The 17702-nt window shown below is 74.1% G+C and carries 15 protein-coding genes; 9 read left to right on the top strand and 6 right to left on the bottom strand.

The window, feature by feature from the left end; translation table 11 throughout:
• Window positions 1–33: 33 nt before the first annotated feature.
• The 4 genes from ACH54P_RS02435 to ACH54P_RS02450 form a co-directional block, all read right to left on the bottom strand.
• On the bottom strand, window positions 34–1401 hold the full coding sequence (locus tag ACH54P_RS02435; protein ID WP_489910658.1) for a PfkB family carbohydrate kinase: 1368 nt from the start codon (window positions 1399–1401) through the stop codon (window positions 34–36).
• Window positions 1398–1958, bottom strand: a complete 561-nt coding sequence (locus ACH54P_RS02440; RefSeq protein WP_489910659.1) for a D-sedoheptulose-7-phosphate isomerase — start codon at window positions 1956–1958, stop codon at window positions 1398–1400. Before ACH54P_RS02440 ends, ACH54P_RS02435 begins: the two co-directional genes overlap by 4 nt.
• Entirely contained in the window at window positions 1958–3631 is a 1674-nt protein-coding gene (locus tag ACH54P_RS02445) for a carbamoyltransferase family protein (RefSeq protein ID WP_489910660.1), read from the bottom strand. Before ACH54P_RS02445 ends, ACH54P_RS02440 begins: the two co-directional genes overlap by 1 nt.
• A 113-nt stretch (window positions 3632–3744) precedes the next feature.
• Window positions 3745–4710: an NAD-dependent epimerase/dehydratase family protein gene (locus ACH54P_RS02450; RefSeq protein WP_489910661.1), complete on the bottom strand. Its 966-nt coding sequence runs from the start codon at window positions 4708–4710 to the stop codon at window positions 3745–3747.
• 70 nt (window positions 4711–4780) lie between these two features.
• Here ACH54P_RS02450 and ACH54P_RS02455 point away from each other — a divergent pair, with 70 nt between their 5' ends.
• From ACH54P_RS02455 to ACH54P_RS02465, 3 genes are read left to right on the top strand one after another with little or no spacing between them, the layout of a single operon-like run.
• A complete protein-coding gene (locus ACH54P_RS02455) occupies window positions 4781–5644 on the top strand; it encodes a polysaccharide pyruvyl transferase family protein (protein WP_489910662.1) in 864 nt (287 codons plus the stop codon).
• Window positions 5641–6507 (top strand): glycosyltransferase family 2 protein, encoded by an 867-nt coding sequence (locus ACH54P_RS02460; protein ID WP_489910663.1) that lies wholly within the window; start codon window positions 5641–5643, stop codon window positions 6505–6507. Before ACH54P_RS02455 ends, ACH54P_RS02460 begins: the two co-directional genes overlap by 4 nt.
• A complete protein-coding gene (locus tag ACH54P_RS02465) occupies window positions 6486–7376 on the top strand; it encodes a glycosyltransferase family 2 protein (RefSeq protein WP_489910664.1) in 891 nt (296 codons plus the stop codon). The genes ACH54P_RS02460 and ACH54P_RS02465 overlap by 22 nt, the downstream gene beginning before the upstream one ends.
• A gap of 145 nt (window positions 7377–7521) precedes the next feature.
• Here ACH54P_RS02465 and ACH54P_RS02470 read toward each other — a convergent pair whose 3' ends face one another.
• Window positions 7522–8730: a glycosyltransferase family 4 protein gene (locus ACH54P_RS02470; protein ID WP_489910665.1), complete on the bottom strand. Its 1209-nt coding sequence runs from the start codon at window positions 8728–8730 to the stop codon at window positions 7522–7524.
• 22 nt (window positions 8731–8752) lie between these two features.
• The gene (locus ACH54P_RS02475; protein ID WP_489910666.1) at window positions 8753–9694 is read right to left on the bottom strand and encodes a glycosyltransferase; all 942 of its coding nucleotides are present in this window, start codon (window positions 9692–9694) and stop codon (window positions 8753–8755) included.
• A 93-nt stretch (window positions 9695–9787) separates the two neighbouring features.
• Between ACH54P_RS02475 and ACH54P_RS02480 the strand changes: the two genes are divergently transcribed.
• From ACH54P_RS02480 to ACH54P_RS02505, 6 genes are all read left to right on the top strand, one after another.
• Window positions 9788–10402, top strand: coding sequence for a DUF47 domain-containing protein (locus ACH54P_RS02480; protein ID WP_489910667.1), 615 nt, complete (start codon window positions 9788–9790; stop codon window positions 10400–10402).
• Window positions 10402–11397: an inorganic phosphate transporter gene (locus ACH54P_RS02485; protein ID WP_489910668.1), complete on the top strand. Its 996-nt coding sequence runs from the start codon at window positions 10402–10404 to the stop codon at window positions 11395–11397. Before ACH54P_RS02480 ends, ACH54P_RS02485 begins: the two co-directional genes overlap by 1 nt.
• A 271-nt stretch (window positions 11398–11668) precedes the next feature.
• Window positions 11669–12859, top strand: coding sequence for a zinc-dependent alcohol dehydrogenase (locus tag ACH54P_RS02490; protein ID WP_489910669.1), 1191 nt, complete (start codon window positions 11669–11671; stop codon window positions 12857–12859).
• Window positions 12860–12878: 19 nt separating this feature from the next.
• Complete coding sequence (locus ACH54P_RS02495; protein WP_489910670.1) at window positions 12879–14903, top strand: CocE/NonD family hydrolase; 2025 nt, start codon at window positions 12879–12881, stop codon at window positions 14901–14903.
• Window positions 14904–14974: 71 nt separating this feature from the next.
• Entirely contained in the window at window positions 14975–16048 is a 1074-nt protein-coding gene (locus tag ACH54P_RS02500; RefSeq protein WP_489910671.1) for an NAD-dependent epimerase/dehydratase family protein, read from the top strand.
• A gap of 34 nt (window positions 16049–16082) precedes the next feature.
• A complete protein-coding gene (locus ACH54P_RS02505; RefSeq protein WP_489910672.1) occupies window positions 16083–17675 on the top strand; it encodes a phytoene desaturase family protein in 1593 nt (530 codons plus the stop codon).
• Window positions 17676–17702 lie beyond the last annotated feature (27 nt).

Below are 17702 nucleotides of genomic sequence, written 5' to 3' on the forward strand. Positions count from 1 at the left end.
CTCCTTCGCCGGGTCGGGGGATTCCGGGGGATTTCAGGCACTGGCCGCGGCGGCGACCAGCCGGGACGTCGAATAGCCGGGCACGGTCGGGACGAGCACGACCTCACCGCCGTGCCGCTCGACAACCTCGCGTTCGGGCAGGTCCGCCGCCGCGTAGTCGCCGCCCTTCACCCAGACGTGCGGGCGCAGCCGCTCCAGCACGGCCGCGGGGGAGGATTCGTCGAAGACGGCGACCGCGTCCACAAAGGACAGCGCGGTCAGCAGCCGCGCCCGGTCGCGGTCCCGCACCAGGGGGCGGCCGGGTCCCTTGAGGGCCCGGACCGAGGAGTCGGAGTTGAGGCAGACGACGAGCGCGTCGCCGAGGGCGCGCGCCTGCCGCAGCAGGCTCACGTGCCCGGGGTGCAGCAGGTCGAAGCAGCCGCCGGTGGCGATCAGGCGGCCGCCGCCCGCGCGGACGCGCTCGGCGAGACCGAAGGCGTCGGTCGCCGGCTGCGGGTCGGGGACCGGGCCGTCGTTCGTGGACAGGGCCGTGGCGCCGCCGGCGGCGACGAACCGGGCGGCCGCCTCGACCGCCGTCGCGACGGCTTCGGTGACGTCCGCGCCGTCGAGCAGGGCCGCGGTCGCGGCGGCGGCGAACCGGTCGCCCGCACCGCACGTGTCGGGCGCGGTGTGACCCGGCGTCCGCGCCGCGGCGGGGATCGGGACGCTCGTTTCGCCGAGGCCGTCGGCGAGCACGGCGCCCTGGGCGCCGACGGTGACCGCGACCGCGTCGGCGTGCCAGTGGCCGCGCAGCAGCTTCGCGAGTTCGGCCGGTTCTTCGTGCCCGGCGAGCACCGCGCGCGCCTCGGCGAGGTTCGGCGTGACCAGCCCGGTGCCCGGCACCGGCTGAGCACCGCGGGGGTGCGGGTCCCAGACCACCGGGATCCGCTCGGCCAGCTCGCGCAGGACCCGCCGGACGTCGGCGTTGCGCGTCAGGCCGCGGCCGTAGTCGGCGACGAGGATCGCGCCGGCGCTTTCGAGGGCCTCGCGCACCCGGGCGGGCAGCGGGTCGGCGGTCGCCGTGCCGTCGCCGGAATCCAGGCGCAGCAACGACTGCCCGCCCGCGCGGACCCGCGTCTTGCACACCGTCGTGCCGCGCAGCGGCAGCGGCAGCACGGTCACGTCCGGTTCCAGCAGCCCGGCGAGCGCGTGCCCGCCTTCGTCGTCCCCGAGCGGGGTGACCAGCACGACCTCGGCCGCGGAGCGCGCGGCCAGCAGGGCGGCCAGGCCCGCCCCGCCCGGGCGGCGGCGCCGCGCCGTCAGGTCGACCACCGGCACCGGCGCCTCCGGGCACAGCCGCTCGGCGGTGCCCTCGGCGTCGACGTCGAGCAGCGTGTCGCCGAGGACGACCAGCGGCTTCACGCGGTCACCCCGAGCGCGTCGTCGAGCGCCGCGCACAGTCCGTGCACCAGCGCCAGGTGCATCTCCTGCACCGTGGCGACGGTCGGCGCCTCGACCGTCACGGCGTCGTCGCACAACGCGGCGAGGGGGTTCGGGGCCGGGCCGGTCAGCGCCCACGTCGTCACGCCGAGTTCGTGCGCGGCCTTCGCCGCGGCGACGACGTTCTGGCTGCCGCCGCTGGTGGACAGGCAGACCAGGACGTCGCCCGGCCGGCCGTGGGCGTGCACCTGGCGGGCGAAGACCTCGTGGTCGCCGTAGTCGTTGACGATCGCGGTGGTGGCGGACGTGTCCGCGTGCAGCGCGATCGCCGAAAGGGGCCGCCGTTCGTGGCGGAACCGGCCGACGAGCTCGCCCGTCAGGTGCTGGGCCTCGGCGGCGCTGCCGCCGTTGCCGCAGGCGAGCAGCCTGCCGCCGGCTTCGAACACGCCGGCGAGGTGCCGTCCCCACGCGATTATCTTGGGAGCGGATTCGCGGGTCCGCCGGGCGGCTTCGGCCAACGCGGCGAGATGGTCTTCCATCACGGCACCTCCTTCTCCTCCGGCGACGCCGCGCCGGTGTGGGTCGGACGGGGACGCCGGAGCACGAACGGCCCCAGCGCGAGCAGGTCGATCGGCGCCGAGCCGAAGCATTCGAGCGCGTCGCGGGGCGAGTCGACCATCGGCCGGCCCGCGGTGTTGAGGCTGGTGTTGATCACGACCGGCAGGCCGGTCCGCCGCTCGAACGCGGCGAGCGTCCGGGCCAGGACGGGGTTTTCGCGTTCCTCGACCGTCTGCACGCGGGCGGTGCCGTCGACGTGCGTGACGGCCGGGATGCGGTCCCGCCAGTCTTCCGCGACGTCGTGCACGAAGAGCATGTACGGGCTCGGCAGCGGGCCGCGGGTGAAGATGCCGGCCGCGCGCTCGGCGCGGACCATCGGCGCGACCGGCCGGAACTGCTCGCGGCCCTTGACGTCGTTGAGCCGTTCCAGGTTCGCCTTGCGGCCGGGGTGGGCCAGCAGCGAACGGTGTCCCAGCGCCCGCGGGCCGAACTCGGCGCGGCCCTGGAACCAGGCCACCACGTCGTCCCGGGCCAGTGCTTCGGCGACGGTCTCCGCGAGGTCGTCCGGGCGCTCGTACGGCAGCTTGGCCCGCTCGAGGATCTCTTCGAGCTCCTCGTCGGTCCAGCCGCGGCCCAGGCCCGCGTCCCCCATGGGTGCCCCGCGTTCCCCGGCGTCGGCGGCCAGCTGCAGGGCGGCGCCGAGCGCGGTGCCCGCGTCACCCGCGGCGGGCTGCACCCAGATCCGGTCGAACGGACCCTCGGCGTGCAGGCGGGTGTTGGCGACGCAGTTGAGCGCGATCCCGCCCGCCATCGCCAGGTCCCGCTGGCCGGTGCGCTCGTGCAGCCAGTCCGCCAGCTCCAGGAGGATGTCTTCGAGAACCCTTTGGACACTCGCGGCGAGATCGGCGTGGCGGGCGGTGAGCTCTTCGCCCTCCTTGCGCCGCGGGGCCAGTGCCTCGAGGTCGACGCCGGTGGCCCGGAAACCGCCGTCGCCGGTGACGTGGACGTGCTCGCAGAGCTGGTCGAGGTACTCCGGCGTGCCGTAGGAGGCGAGCGCCATCACCTTGTACTCGTCGCTGGAGCGGGCGAAGCCGAGGTGCTCGGTGAGGTCTTCGTAGAGCAGGCCGAGCGAGTGCGGAAGCCGTTGCGCCGCCAGCTCCTTGAACCGGCCGTCGCGGTATTCACCGGCCAGGTAGGACGTGCTCTCGCCGCGGCCGTCGGCGACGAGCACGGCGCAGTCGCCGAACGGCGCGGCGAGCGCGGCCGACGCGGCGTGCGCGACGTGGTGCCGGACGAACCGGACGATTCCCGGGTCGAGACCGGGCAAAGCGGATTTCAGGAACAGCGGCGCCCGTCTCGCGAACTCGGTCCGCAGCTCTTCGCCGCTGGGGTCGTGCCCGGCCAGTCCGGGTTCGACGAGCGCGGGGTCGTAGGAATAGCCGACGGCGTCGAGGTCCTTGGCGGACAGTCCCGCCTGCTTCAGGCACCAGGCCGCGGCCTGGGCGGGCTGTTCCCAGGTGGAGAACGGAACGGCCTGCTTGCCGTGTTTGCGGCGGCTGAAGCGTTCCTCCTCCGCCGCGGCGACGATCTCCCCGTCCACGATCAGCGCCGCGGCCGGGTCGTGGAAGACGGCGTTGATCCCGAGTATGCGCATCGACCTGCCTCTGGCGTTCCGGTGCGGACCCACCTCGGTCCGCTCTCGCCTATAGCGCTACCCGGCGAAGTCGTTGATAAACGACGGGCGGGAAAAGCCCTGGGCGTCGCTACTCAGCGCGACGGCGCCCGCCGGAACCACGCCGCAGTGCGATGAAGCCCGTCGTCGGCGTCGATCTTCGGTTCCCAGCCGAGGACGTCGCGGGCGAGGGAGATGTCGGGGCAGCGGCGCCGGGGGTCGTCGACCACCGCGTCGATGTAGGCGATCGGGGACGACGAGCCGGTGATGCCCTTGATCCGTTCCGCCACCTGGCGGACGGTCAGCTCGTACGGATTGCCGATGTTCATCGGGCCCGGGTGGCCGGACCGCGCGAGCGCGAGCAGGCCGCGGACGGTGTCCTCGACGTAGCAGATGGACCGCGTCTGCTCGCCGGTGCCGGTCACCGTGATCGGCTCGCCTTTCAGGGCCTGGTCGAGGAAAGCGGGGATCATCCGGCCGTCGTGGGCGCGCATGCCGGGGCCGTAGGTGTTGAAGATCCGCGCGATGCCGGTGTCGACGCCGTGTTCACGGCGGTAGGCGGAGGTGAGGGCTTCGGCGTAGCGCTTGGCTTCGTCGTACACGCTGCGCGGCCCGATCGGGTTGACGTTGCCCCAGTACTCCTCGCGCTGCGGGTGTTCCAGCGGATCGCCGTAGACCTCGCTGGTGGAGGCGAGGACGAACCGGGCGTTGTCGCGGCGCGCCAGGTCGAGGGCGTTCTCGGTGCCGTGCGAACCGGCGCGCAGCGTCTCGATCGGCAGGGCCAGGTAGTCGCGCGGCGACGCGGCGCTCGCGAGGTGGAAGACGACGTCGGCCCGGCAGCCGAGCGGCATCGGCCGCGTGACGTCGTGGCGCACGAACCGGAACCCCTCGTGGCGGCGCAACTCCGCGAGGGTGTCCGCCGAGGACGTCGCGAGGTTGTCCACGGCGATCACTTCGATGTCCTCTTCGAGCAGCAGCGCGCACAGGTGCGCGCCGACGAACCCGGCGCCCCCGGTCACCACTGCCCGCTCGAACCGCCTGGTCGCTCCCGGATCCGTCATGTCGATCCGGCTACCCGCCTCCGATGCCGGCAAACCCGTTTAGGAGAGCGCAGGCGGGTACCCGCCCGGCATGCGAGTTCTGCTCACCGGATGGGCCAGTTTCCTGCACGGCGAAGCGACCGCGGGTGACGTCCTCAGCCTGCGCGCGGCCGGGACCGCGCTGACCGACGCGAACATCGACCACGACGTCGCGTGGAGCCCGGGCTTCCGGCCCGGGGCCCGGCACCTGCCCGACGCGCCGCCGTCGGACTACACGCACGTGGTGTTCGTCTGCGGCCCGGTGCACGGGCCGCAGGTGCGTTCGCTGCACGAGCGGTACGCGGACTGCCGCCGGATCGCGGCCGGCGTGTCCGTGCCCGACCCGGACGACCCGGCGGTGACCGGGTTCCACCGGGTGCTGGCGCGCGACGCGGACGGCACCGCGGAGCCGGATCTTTCCCTGGCGGCGCCGGTGTCACCGACGCCGGTGCTGGGCGTGGTCCTCGCGCCGCACCAGCCGGAATACGGTGACGCCGGCCGGCACGACGACGTCCACGCGGCGTTGACCGGCTGGCTCGCCGGCCTGGACTGCGCCCGGGTCCCGCTGGATACCCGGCTGGCGCACGAGGACTGGGAGCGGTGCGCCACGCCCGACCAGTTCGTCGCGGCGGTGTCCAAAATGGACGCGATCGTGACCACCCGGCTGCACGGGCTGGTGCTCGGGCTGAAGGCCGGGGTGCCGGTGCTCGCCGTCGACCCGGTGGCCGGCGGCGGGAAGGTGACCGCGCAGGGCGCGGCGCTGGACTGGCCGGTCGTCACCGCCGAAGACGCCGGGGACGCCGCGCTGCTCGATTCCCGGCTGAAGTGGTGCCTGTCGGCGGACGGGCGGTCCGCCGTGCACCCTCCGGTGCCCTCCCTGGCCGGCCTGGTCGAAGAGCTGGTGGGGCGGCCGTGAGCGCGCGCACGACCGTCGTCATCGCGACCCGCGACCGCGCCCGCGAGCTGGCCCGCACGCTGGCGCAACTGTCCACGTTGGACCCACCGCCGCCGGTCGTGGTGCTGGACAACGCCTCCGAGGACGACACCGCCGACGTCGCCGGGCGGTTCCCCGGCGTGCGCGTGATCCGGCTGCCGCACAACCTCGGCGCCGCCGCCCGCACCCTCGGCGTGCTGGTCGCCGAAACGCCGTACGTCGCCTTCAGCGACGACGACTCGTGGTGGGCGTCCGGCGCGTTGTCCGAGGCCGAGCGGATCTTCGACGAGCACCCGCGGACCGGCCTCCTCGCCGCGCGCACCCTCGTCGGTCCCGAATGCCGGGACGACCCGGTGACGCCCGAGATGGAGAGCAGCCCGCTGGGCCACCCGGACGGCGCGCCGGGGCCGCTCGTGCTCGGCTTCCTCGCCTGCTCGGCGATCGTCCGCCGCACCGCGTACCTGCAGGTGGGCGGGTTCAGCCCGCTGCTGCACTTCGGCGCGGAGGAGCAGCTGCTCGCCTACGACCTGGCCGCGCGCGGCTGGGAGGTCTGCTACGTCGGGCGCCTGCGCGCCCACCACCACCCGTCCCGCTCGCGGCCGCCGTCGTCGTGGCGCCGCCGGGCCGAACTGCGCAACCGGCTGCTCATCGCCGTGCTGCGCCGGCCACCGCGCGTCTGCCGCCGCGAGGTCGCGCGGACGCTCGTCACCGCGCCCGGCGCCGTGCTCGGCGCGGTGGCCCGGCTGCCGCGGGCGCTCGGCTCCCGACGCGTGCTGCCCGACCACGTCGAAGACCAGGCCCGGACACTGGAAAGGACCGCCGAATGGCGCGAATCTCGGTCGTGATCATCACCTGCAACCGCCGCGAGCAGCTGCGGGAAACCCTGGCGCACATGACGTCCCTGCCGGACGCCGCGCCGATCTTCGTCGCGGACAACGCGTCCGCGGACGGCACGGCCGACATGGTCTCCCGGGAGTTCCCCGGCGTCCGGCTGTTCCGGCTGGGGGAGAACCTCGGCGCGGTGGCGCGGAACGTCGCCGTCGAGGAGGTGACGACCCCGTACGTCGCGTTCTGCGACGACGACACGTGCTGGCAGCCCGGCGCGCTGACCCGGGCCGCGGACCTGCTCGACGAGTACCCCGGCCTCGGCTCGGTGACCGGCCGCTGCCTGGTCGAGCCCGGCCTGGCCGAGGACCCGATCACGCCGGAGCTGCGCGACTCGCCGGTGCCGGGGCCTTCGTGGCTCCCCGGACCGGCGCTGCTGGGCATCATGGCCGGCTTGACCGCGGTGCGCGTCAGCGCGTTCCGCGAGGTCGGCGGCTTCTCGACCCGGATGTGGCTCGGCGGCGAGGAGGAGCTGTTCGCCCTGGACCTCGCCGCCCGCGGCTGGTGGATGTGCTGGGCCGAGGACGTCGTGATCCACCACGCGCCGTCGAAGCTGCGGGACCCGCGCCACCGCCGCCGCCTGGGTATCCGCAACACGCTGTGGACGCTCCTGCTGCGCCGCCCCTGGCCGGCGGTCTTCCGCCGCGGCCGGGAGGTCCTGCGCACGGCACCGTTCGACAGCGCGACGGCGGCGGCCCTGCTCGACGTGGTCCGCGGCCTGCCGTGGGTGCTGGCCGAGCGCCGGGTGGTCCCACCCCGGGTCGAGCACGGCCTGCGTCTGCTGGAGGCCCCTCAGCGCGAGTCCCAGGCCCGCCGTTACGTCGGCTGACCCGTAACCGGACGGTCGGCTCCCGGACCCCCAGGCTCGGCTCGCGTACCGGAACAGCCGGTGCACGAACCGACCCTCCAGGTACGCGAGCCGGCCCTCTGAGTACGCGAGCCGGCCCTCTGGGTACGCGAGCCGGCCGTTGCGGTCAGCGGGCCTCGGCCGTCATGGCGGCTTCCGGGACCAGCTTGTGGTAGGCGCGCAGCGTGTCGGCCGCGACGCGGTCCCACGAGTAGCGGGCCACCGCGCGGTCGTGGCCCGCGGTGCCGTACGCGTGGCAGAGCGCCGGGTCGTCGAGGAGCCGGCGGACCCGCGACGCGAGCTCCTTCGGCTGGTGCGGGCGGACCAGCAGCCCGGTGACGCCGTCGACAACCGTGTCGGTCAGGCCGCCGACCGCGGCCGCGACCACCGGGACGCCGCACGCCATCGCCTCCAGGGGCACGATCCCGAACGGCTCGTACCACGGCGCGCAGACCACCGCGTCGGCCGAGCGCAGCAGGGCGGGCATGTCCTCGCGCGACACCTGGCCCGGCCAGCGCACGCGGTCACCGACGCCGAGCCGGTCGGCCAGGGCCCGCAGCCGCCGGGCCTCGGGGTCCTGGGACAGCCGGCCGCGCTCCGGGCCGCCGGCGATCACCAGCTCGGTGTCCGGCAGCTGGGCGAGCGCGGTGATCGCGATGTCGAACCCCTTCCGCGGCACCAGCCGGCCCACGGTGACCAGCCGGTGCGGCGCCTGCCGGCGCGCGACGGGCCCGTCGGGGGTGAACCGGCCGAGGTCGACGCCGCAGGGGACGATCGAGATCCGCGACCGCGGGACGCCGAGCCGGGACAGCTCGAAGACCTCGTCGGAGCAGGTGGCGATCACGCGCCCGGCCTGCCGCCCGATGATCCGCTCCAGCCGGATCCGGTCGGCCGGGCTGGTGTCCTGATCGCCCTGGTACCGCTTCTTGACCACGCCGAGGGCGTGGAAGGTCTGCGCGACCGGCGTCCCGGTCGCGCTCGCCGCGAGGGAGGTCGCGAGGCCCGACATCCAGAAGTGCGCGTGCGCCAGGTCGGGCCGGTCGCCGGCCCACCGGTCCCGCAGGAAGCTGCCGAATTCGCCCATGTAGGGCAGCAGGTGGTCCTTCGGCTCCTTGCGCGGTGGCCCCGCGGGCACGTGCACCACCCGGAACCCCTGGGGAGCCCGGACCTCCGGCGGCTCGGCACGGCTTTCCCGGCGCGTGTAGACGGTCACGTCGTGGCCGGCGCGGGTGAGCGCGGCGGAAAGCTCGGCGACGTGGACGTTCTGGCCACCGGCGTCGGCTTCGCCCAGCGCTGCCAGGGGGTTGGCGTGCTCGGACACCATCGCGATCTTCATGGGTGAGGCGTTCCCTTCGGGGTCAACGGGCCGTCTCGGCGAGGAGGTGGTCCCAAGCGGTCAGGAAGGCGTCGAGCCCGTGGTGCTTCAGCGCGTGCTCGCGGGCGTTCTTCCCGGCGAGCGCGGCGAAGTCGGGTTCGTGGATCAGCTCGCGGAAACCCCGGGCCAGCACGGAGACGTCGGTGGAGAGCACCCCCGCGTCGGCCGGCACGGCTTCGACCGCCTCGGTCGCGGCGAAGACGACAACCGGCATCGCCAGGTGCATCGCCTCCAGAAGGGACAGTCCCAGCGACGTCCACCGCGCGGTGTGCAGGTAGACGCGGCGGCGGGCGATCTCGTCGTGCAGCGCGGGCGCGGGAACGTCGCCGCGGCCGCGCAGCGGCTCGCCGAGCTCCTCGGTCCCCATGCCGAACACGTCGACCGGCGCGGCTTCGGCGAGCCTGCCGAGCAGGTCGGCCCCGGTCACCCGGCGGCGCCGGACCGGCTCGTTGATCATCGACACGCCGGCGGCGAGCTCGCCGGTGTAGCGCGGGCCGGGGTCGGGGATGCCGTGCGGCACGACGGTGGTGGGCGCGCGGCCGCAGTCCCACATCGCCTCGTTGAAGTGGGTCACGTGCGCGACGGTGATGTCGGAGCGGCCGGCGAGGGGGTGCTCGCTCGACGCGGCGGACGGCCGGGGCGCGTTGTGTTCCACGTAGACGGACGGGACACCCAGGGGCGCGGCGAGGTCCAGCTCCTCGGGGCGCTGCAGGACGACGACGTCCGGCTCGGCCTCGGCCAGCCGGTCGAGCGGCACTTCGGTCACCGACGGCCAGTCCCGGCCGGCCTTGCCGAGCCCCCAGGGCGCGCCGTCGGGCGACACCGGCAGGAAGTAGTCGTGCCGGCCGCGGACGAAAGCGTCGGTCCACGAGCCGTGCACGTGCCAGAGCAGTACTCTCAGGCGCCGGGTTCCGGGAGCGGTCATGGCCTCCTGGTTTCCCGGAGACCGCCGGTTAAACGTACGGCCGGGCGGGGTACTCGGCTCCGACGGCTGTGCGCGACGAAGGGACGTCCATCCATGCGGTTCACCCCACGGGGCAGCCGGTTCTTCGACCTGCTCGCCGACGCGGCGGCCAACCTCGTCACCGCCACCGCGCTGCTGAGAGAGCTGGTGGCCGCGCAGCCCGCCGAGCGCGAGCCGATCGCCAAGCGCCTGCACGAGGTCGAGCACCAGGGCGACGAGCTGACGCACACGATCATGGTCGAGCTGAACAGCTCCTTCGTGACGCCGTTCGACCGCGAGGACATCCAGGCCCTCGCCGCCAAGATCGACGACGTGCTGGACTTCATGGACACCGCGGGCGACCTGACCGTGCTGTACCGGATCGAGGCGTTCCCGCCGGGGATCGACGTGCTGGTCCGGGTGCTGTGCCGGGCGGCGGAGCTGACCGCGTCGTCGATGCCGCTGCTGGCCAAGGTGGGCGAGCTCGAGCCGTTCTGGATCGAGATCAACGAGCTGGAGAACGAGGCCGACCGGGTCTACCGGCGGGTGCTGGCCCACCTGTTCGAGCCGGGCGGGGACGCCCTCGAGGTGCTGAAGACGAAGGAAGTCGTCGAGCAGTTCGAGCTGGCCGCCGACGCCTTCGAACACCTGGCCGACGTGGTGCAGACCATCGCGGTCAAGGAGTCCTAGTGACGGGGACGGCCGCCCTGGTCACCGTGGTCGTGCTGACGCTGTTCTTCGACTACACCAACGGTTTCCACGACGCGGCGAACGCGATCGCCAGCGCGGTGTCGACGCGGGCCCTGACCCTGCGCGCGGCACTCCTGCTGGCGGCGGTGATGAACCTGGCGGGCGCGCTGCTGTCCACCGGGATCGCCGCGACGGTCGCCAAGGGCATCATCGACGTCCCGGTCGGCCCGGACGCCCTCACCGTGGTGTTCGCCGCGCTGGCCGGCGCGATCACCTGGAACCTCATCACCTGGTACTTCGGCCTGCCGTCGTCGTCCTCGCACTCGCTGATCGGCGGGATGGTCGGCGCGGCCCTGGCGGCGGCGAGCACCGTGCACTGGGCGGGGATCGGCGAGAAGGTGCTGATCCCGATGGTCGCGTCGCCGCTGCTCGGGCTGGGCCTGGGCTACCTCGCGATGGTCGGCGCGTTGTGGCTGCTCCGCCGCGCGAACCCCCACCGCAGCGGCCGGGTGTTCCGCCGGTTCCAGATCGTGTCGGCGTCGGCGCTCGCGCTCGGCCACGGCCTGCAGGACGCCCAGAAGGGCATGGGCGTGATCGTGCTGGCGCTGGTGGCCGCGGGGCAGCAGGCGACGTTCGACGTACCCCTGTGGGTGACACTGGCGTGCGCCGCGGCGTTGTCGCTGGGCACCTATTCGGGTGGTCTGCGGATCATGCGGACGCTCGGCCGCCGCGTCTTCCCCCTCGACCCGCCGCACGGGTTCGTGGCGGAGTCGGTGGCATCGTCGGTGCTGTACGTGACGGCGTTCGCGGTGAAGGCCCCGATCTCGACGACCCACGTGATCACGGCGGCGATCATGGGCGTGGGCGCGACCCGCCGCCTGTCGGCGGTCCGGTGGGGCATCGCGCGGGACATCGTCCTCGGCTGGGTCCTCACGTTCCCGGCCGCCGCAGCGGTGGCCGCGGCCGTGTACCTGGTGGCCGACGCGCTCACCTGAGCCGGGCGGCCGCCCGGAAGATCGGGTCGCCGAGGTCGGCCCTGTTCGCCGAGGCGCCGCGGCTGTGACAGCCGCGTACGGAGGTCGGCCACGGCGGACGGGCCCGCCCGCGCCGGGATGGACGCAGCCGGACCACCCCGGGGCGGATCGGCCGACGTGCTCCCGTCCGCATCGCCGCCGGGCCGACGCGCTCACCTGACCTGGGCGGGTTTGTCCGCCGCCGGGCGGGGGAAGCCGGGGCGGAGACATCCGTCCGCGGAGAGGGAGAGCCATGAAGGCAGTGACCTGGCACGGCAAACGCGACGTCCGCGTCGAGGAGGTGCCGGATCCCAAGATCGAGGAGGCCACGGACGCGGTCGTGCGGATCACGTCGACCGGGATCTGCGGCTCCGACCTGCACCTGTACGAGGTGCTGGGCGCGTTCATGACCGAGGGTGACATCCTCGGCCACGAGCCGATGGGCGTGGTCGAGGAGGTCGGGCCGGAGGTCAAGAACCTCAAGCCCGGCGACCGGGTCGTCATCCCGTTCAACATCTCCTGCGGCCACTGCTGGATGTGCGAACGCGGCCTGCAGTCGCAGTGCGAGACCACCCAGGTCACCGAGCAGGGCAAGGGCGCGGCGCTGCTCGGCTACACGAAGCTCTACGGCCAGGTCCCCGGCGGCCAGGCCGAATACCTGCGCGTCCCGCAGGCGCACTACGGCCCGATCAAGGTCCCGGACGGCCCGCCGGACGAGCGGTTCGTCTACCTGTCCGACGTCGTCCCGACCGCGTGGCAGGCCGTCGAGTACGCCAACGTCCCGAAGGACGGCACGGTCGTCGTCTTCGGGCTCGGGCCGATCGGGCAGATGTGCTGCCGGATCGCCCGCCACCGCGGCGCCGGCCAGGTGCTCGGCGTCGACCTCGTGCCGGAGCGCCTGGCCCGGGCCCGCGAACACGGCGCCACCGCGCTCGACACCCGCGACCACAAGGACATCGGCGACACGATCCGCCAGCTCACGAACGGGCGCGGCGCGGACTCGGTGATCGACGCCGTCGGCATGGAGGCGCACGGCGCGCCGGTCGGCAGACTGGCGCACAACCTGGTCAACATGCTGCCGCAGCCGCTGGCCGCGAAGGTCACCGAGAAGGCGGGCATCGACCGCCTGAGCGTGCTCTACGCGGCGATCGACAGCGTCCGCCGCGGCGGCACGATCTCGCTGTCCGGCGTCTACGGCGGGATGGTCGACCCGATCCCGATGATGGAGCTGTTCGACAAGCAGATCCAGCTGCGGATGGGCCAGGCCAACGTCCGGCACTGGCTCGACGCCATCATGCCGGTGCTCACCGGCGACGGCGACCCCCTCGGCGTCGAAGGCTTCGCCACGCACAAGCTGCCGCTGGAAGACGCGCCCCGCGCGTACGAGATCTTCCAGAAGAAGCTCGACGGCGCACAGAAGATCCTGCTGCAGCCGAACGCGTAACCCTGGGAGGAAGTTGCTCTTGCGAGCCGTCACCTCGCTGCCCCACGAAATCACCGAGACCGACCACGTCCGGATCCCGGTGTCCGACGGAACCGTCCTGTCCGCCCGCATCTGGCGGCCGGTTTCGTCGGACACCGATCCGGTGCCGGCGATCCTCGAGTACATCCCCTACCGCAAGCGGGACCTCACCGCGCCCCGCGACTCGATCCACCACCCCTACCTCGCCGGGCACGGGTACGCCTGCGTGCGCGTGGACATCCGCGGCACCGGCGAGTCCGAGGGCGTCCTGGCCGACGAGTACCTCGAACGCGAGCAGCTCGACGCCGAGGACGTCCTGGAGTGGATCGCCGCGCAGCCGTGGTGCACCGGCGACACGGGCATGATGGGGATCTCCTGGGGCGCGTTCGCCGCGCTGCAGGTCGCGGCGCGGAAACCGCCGAGCCTGCGGGCGATCGTGATCTCGTCGTTCACCGACGACCGGTTCGCCGACGACATGCACTACATGGGCGGTTGCCTGCTGTCGGACAACGTCGCCGAGTCCGGCACCATGTTCGCCTACGCCACGCTGCCGCCGGACCCGGCGGTTGTCGGGGAGCGCTGGCGCGAGATGTGGCTGGAGCGGCTGGAGAACTGCAGCCTGTGGATCGACAACTGGCTCGCCCACCAGCGCCGCGACGACTACTGGCGGCACGCCTCGGTGTCGGAGAACTACAGCGACGTCCAGGTCCCGGTGCTGGCCTCCAGCGGCTGGGCCGACGGCTACTCCAACGCCGTGATCCGGCTGCTGGCCCACCTCGACGTGCCGCGGCGCGGGCTGATCGGCCCGTGGTCGCACAAGTACCCGCACCTCGGCGAGCCGGGGCCGGCGATCGGCTACCTCCAGGAAGTCGTGAAGTGGTGGGACCACTGGCTCCGCGGCGAGGAGAACGAGGCCATGGACGGGCCGATGCTGCGGACCTGGATGCAGGAGAGCGTGCCGCCGTCGACGTCCTACGAAGACCGGCCCGGCCGGTGGGTCGGGGAGGCGACCTGGCCGTCGCCGCACGTGAAGCCCACCCGGCTGCCGCTGGCGCGGCACCGCCTCGCGCGGCCGGACGAGACCGTCGAGGACGAGGCGCTGACCGTGTCCTCGCCGCTGTCGGTCGGCCAGTTCTCCGGGAAGTGGGCCTCCTACAGCGCCCCGCCGGACCTGCCCTACGACCAGCGCGAAGAGGACGGCGGGTCGCTGGTGTTCGACACCGACGTGCTCACCGAGCGCTGCGAGATCCTCGGCTCGCCGGTCGTCCGCCTGGAGGTCTCGGCCGACCAGCCGGTCGCGATGGTGGCGGCCCGGCTGTCCGACGTCGCGCCGGACGGGCGCGCCACGCGCGTCACCTACGGGCTGCTCAACCTGACCCACCGCGACGGCCACGACGAACCGGCGCCGATGGAGCCGGGGCAGCGGTGCGCCGTCGAGATCGAGCTGAACGCCGTCGCGCAGGCCTTCCCGGCCGGGCACCGGATCCGCCTTTCGCTGTCCACGTCGTACTGGCCGCTCGCCTGGCCGCCGCCGACGCCGGCGCTGCTGTCCGTCCACACCGGACACAGCACGCTCGAGCTGCCGGTGCGCCCGGTCGCCGAACCGGACGAGCTGCCGGCGCGGCCGTTCGGCGAACCCGAAGGCACACCGCCGATCCCGGTCACCGCGGTGACGCCGGGGGAGCAGCGCTGGACCGTCTCCCGGGACCTCATCGGCTACCGCTCCGCGCTGGACATCGTGAAGAACGCCGGCACGGTGCGCTACGAGGACATCGACCTGGAGGTCACCCGGGACGTCCGCGAGTGCTACAGCTGGGTCGCCGACGACTTCTGCTCCCCGGTGGCGGAAACCGGGTGGGAGGTCACCTTCGCCCGCGGCGAGTGGCTGGCGCGCAGCGAGACCCGCACCCGCGTGTCGTGCACGGACACCGAGTTCGTCATCGACGCCCAGCTCGACGGCTACGACGGGGCCCGGCGGATCGTCTCCCGCAACTGGCACCGGCGGATCCCGCGCGACCTGGTCTGATTTTCCGGGTCGGGTGGCGAAGCCCCGGTCGCCGCTGGTTTCGCGGTGGCGACACGGGGTAAGCCTTTCGCGTGCGCATCGTGATCACCGGGGCCACCGGTAACGTCGGAACGGCGTTGCTCGCCGCCCTCGAGCCCGGGCACGACGTCGTCGGCCTCGCGCGGCGGCTGCCCGACACCACGGCCGAGCCGTACCGCCGGGCGGGCTGGCGGGCCGTCGACGTCGGCGTCCGCGGCGCCGACCGGGAACTGACGCGGCTGTTCGAAGACGCCGATGCCGTCGTCCACCTCGCGTGGGCCATCTCGCCGGTGCGCGGCGACCCGCCGATGTGGCGGACCAACGACCACGGCACCCGGCACGTCCTCGCCGCGGCCGCCCAGGCCGGGGTGCGGCACCTGGTCGTCGCGTCGTCGGTGGCCGCCTACGGGCCCGCGCCCCGCTGGGAAAAGGTCACCGAGGACTGGCCGTGCGACGGCATCGCGAGCAGCGCCTACAGCCGGGGCAAGGCCGCCCTCGAAACGCTGCTCGACCGGTTCGAGGAGCGGCACCCCCAGGTCCGGGTGGCGAGGCTCCGGCCGTGCGCGATCCTGCACCGGCGCGCCGCCGGCGAGTTCGCGCGCTGGCTGCTCGGCCCGGTGGTGCCCGCCGGCGTCGTCGGCGGCCGCCGGCTGCCGGTTCCGCTGTGGACGGAGCTGCGCGCGCAGGTGGTGCACACCGCCGACGTCGCCGACGCGATCCGGCTGATCCTCGACGCCGGCTTCACCGGCCCGGTCAACCTCGCCGCGCCGGAGGTGCTCGACGCCGACGCGCTGGCCGGGGTCCTCGGCGGGGTGCGCGTGCCGGTGCCGAAGCCGTGGGTGCAGGTCGCGGCCCGGGCGGCCTGGTGGACCGGCGCGCTGCCGCTGCACCCGGGCTGGCTCGAGCTGGCCGATCGCGCGGCGCTCGGGGACACGACCCTGGCGGAGACCGCGCTGGGCTGGCAACCTCGGTACGACGCCGCGTCCGCGCTCGCCGACCTGGTCGACGGGCTCCGGTCGGGCGCGGGGGCGGCGAGCCCGCCCCTGGCCCCGCCGCGCCGCGACGGGCTGGTGTCCCGGCTCCGCTCGCTCACCCGGGTCGGGCCGAGCCACCAGTCGCAATCCTGAACACCTGAGCAGGTCGAGCCGCCGGGAGGCCCCAGTGAGTACCGAAGCCGCCGACGCCGTGGTGATCGGCGCCGGGCACAACGGCCTGGTGGCGGCGAACCTCCTGGCCGACGCGGGTTGGTCGGTGCTCGTGCTGGAGGCGACGCCGCGCCCCGGCGGGGCGGTCCAGACCGCCGAGGTGACCGAGCCCGGCTTCCGCAACGACCTGTGCAGCGCCTTCTTCCCGCTCACCGCGGTGTCGCCGGTGATCCGGGGGCTCGGGCTGGAGGAGCACGGCGTGCGCTGGCGGCACGCACCGGAGGTCCTCGCCCACGTCCTGCCCGACGACCGGTGCGCGGTGCTGTCGCGGGACCTCGACCGCACCGCCGCGTCCGCCGACGAGTTCGCGCCCGGGGACGGTGCGGCGTGGCGGCGGCTGTTCGAGCAGTGGCAGGAGATCCGCGAGCCGCTGCTCGACGCGTTGTTCACGCCGTTCCCGCCGGTGCGCCCGGCGCTGCGGCTGCTGCGCCGCACCGGGACGGCCGACGCGCTGCGGCTGGCCCGGATGCTGACGCTGCCCGCCCGCCGGTTCGGCGACGAGCTGTTCACCGGCGAGGGCGCCAAGCTGCTGCTGGCCGGGAACTCCGCGCACAGCGACCTTTCGGTGGACAACGCGGGCAGCGCGGTGTTCGGCTGGCTGCTGGCGATGATCGGGCAGGACGCCGGCTTCCCGGTGCCGGAAGGCGGCGCGGGGGAGCTGACGGCGGCGCTGGTGCGCCGGCTGGAGTCGCGCGGCGGGAAGGTCCACTGTGGACGTCCGGTGGCCGAGGTGCTCGTCGGCGGCGGGCGGGCGCTGGGCGTGCGAGACGGCGCCGGAGACCCGGTCCGGGCGCGCAAGGCGGTGCTCGCCGACGTGCCCGCGCCGGTGCTGTACGGCGAGCTGCTCGCCGCGGAGGCGCTGCCGTCGCGGCTGCTCGAGGACCTCGGCCGGTTCGAGTGGGACAGCGCGACGGTGAAGGTGGACTGGGCGCTGTCCGGCCCGGTGCCGTGGACGGCCGAAGGCGCGCGCGGAGCGGGGACGATCCACCTGGGCTCGGACATGGACGGCCTGTCGGCGTTCGGCGGCGAACTCGCCCGCGGCCGCACCCCGCGCCGCCCGTTCCTGCTGTTCGGCCAGATGACCACGAGCGACCCGGGCCGTTCGCCGGCGGGCACGGAGGCGGCGTGGGCGTACACGCACGTGCCGCGCGGCACGATGGAGAACCGGGCGGCGCTGGAGCGGCGGGTCAAGCGGATCGAGGAGACGGTGGAGGCGAACGCGCCCGGGTTCACCGACCTGATCAAGGCCCGGTACGTCCAGGGCCCGACCGAACTGGCGGGCCACGACCCGGGCCTGGTCGGCGGCGCGATCAACGGTGGCACGACGGCGATCCACCAGCAGCTGTTCTTCCGGCCGGTGCCGGGCACGGGCCGCTCGGACACCCCGGTCGACCGCCTGTACCTGGCGGGCGCTTCGGCGCACCCGGGCGGCGCGGTGCACGGCGGCCCGGGGGCGAACGCGGCCCGCGCGGCCCTGGCCCGATCAGGACGCCTGGGCGGCGGCTACGCGGCGGTGATCCGGGCGGCGCACCGCGCGGTCTACGGCTGAGGAGTTCCAAGAGCGGAAAGGTCCCCT

This window comes from Amycolatopsis sp. N2S4-7, from assembly GCF_058119595.1.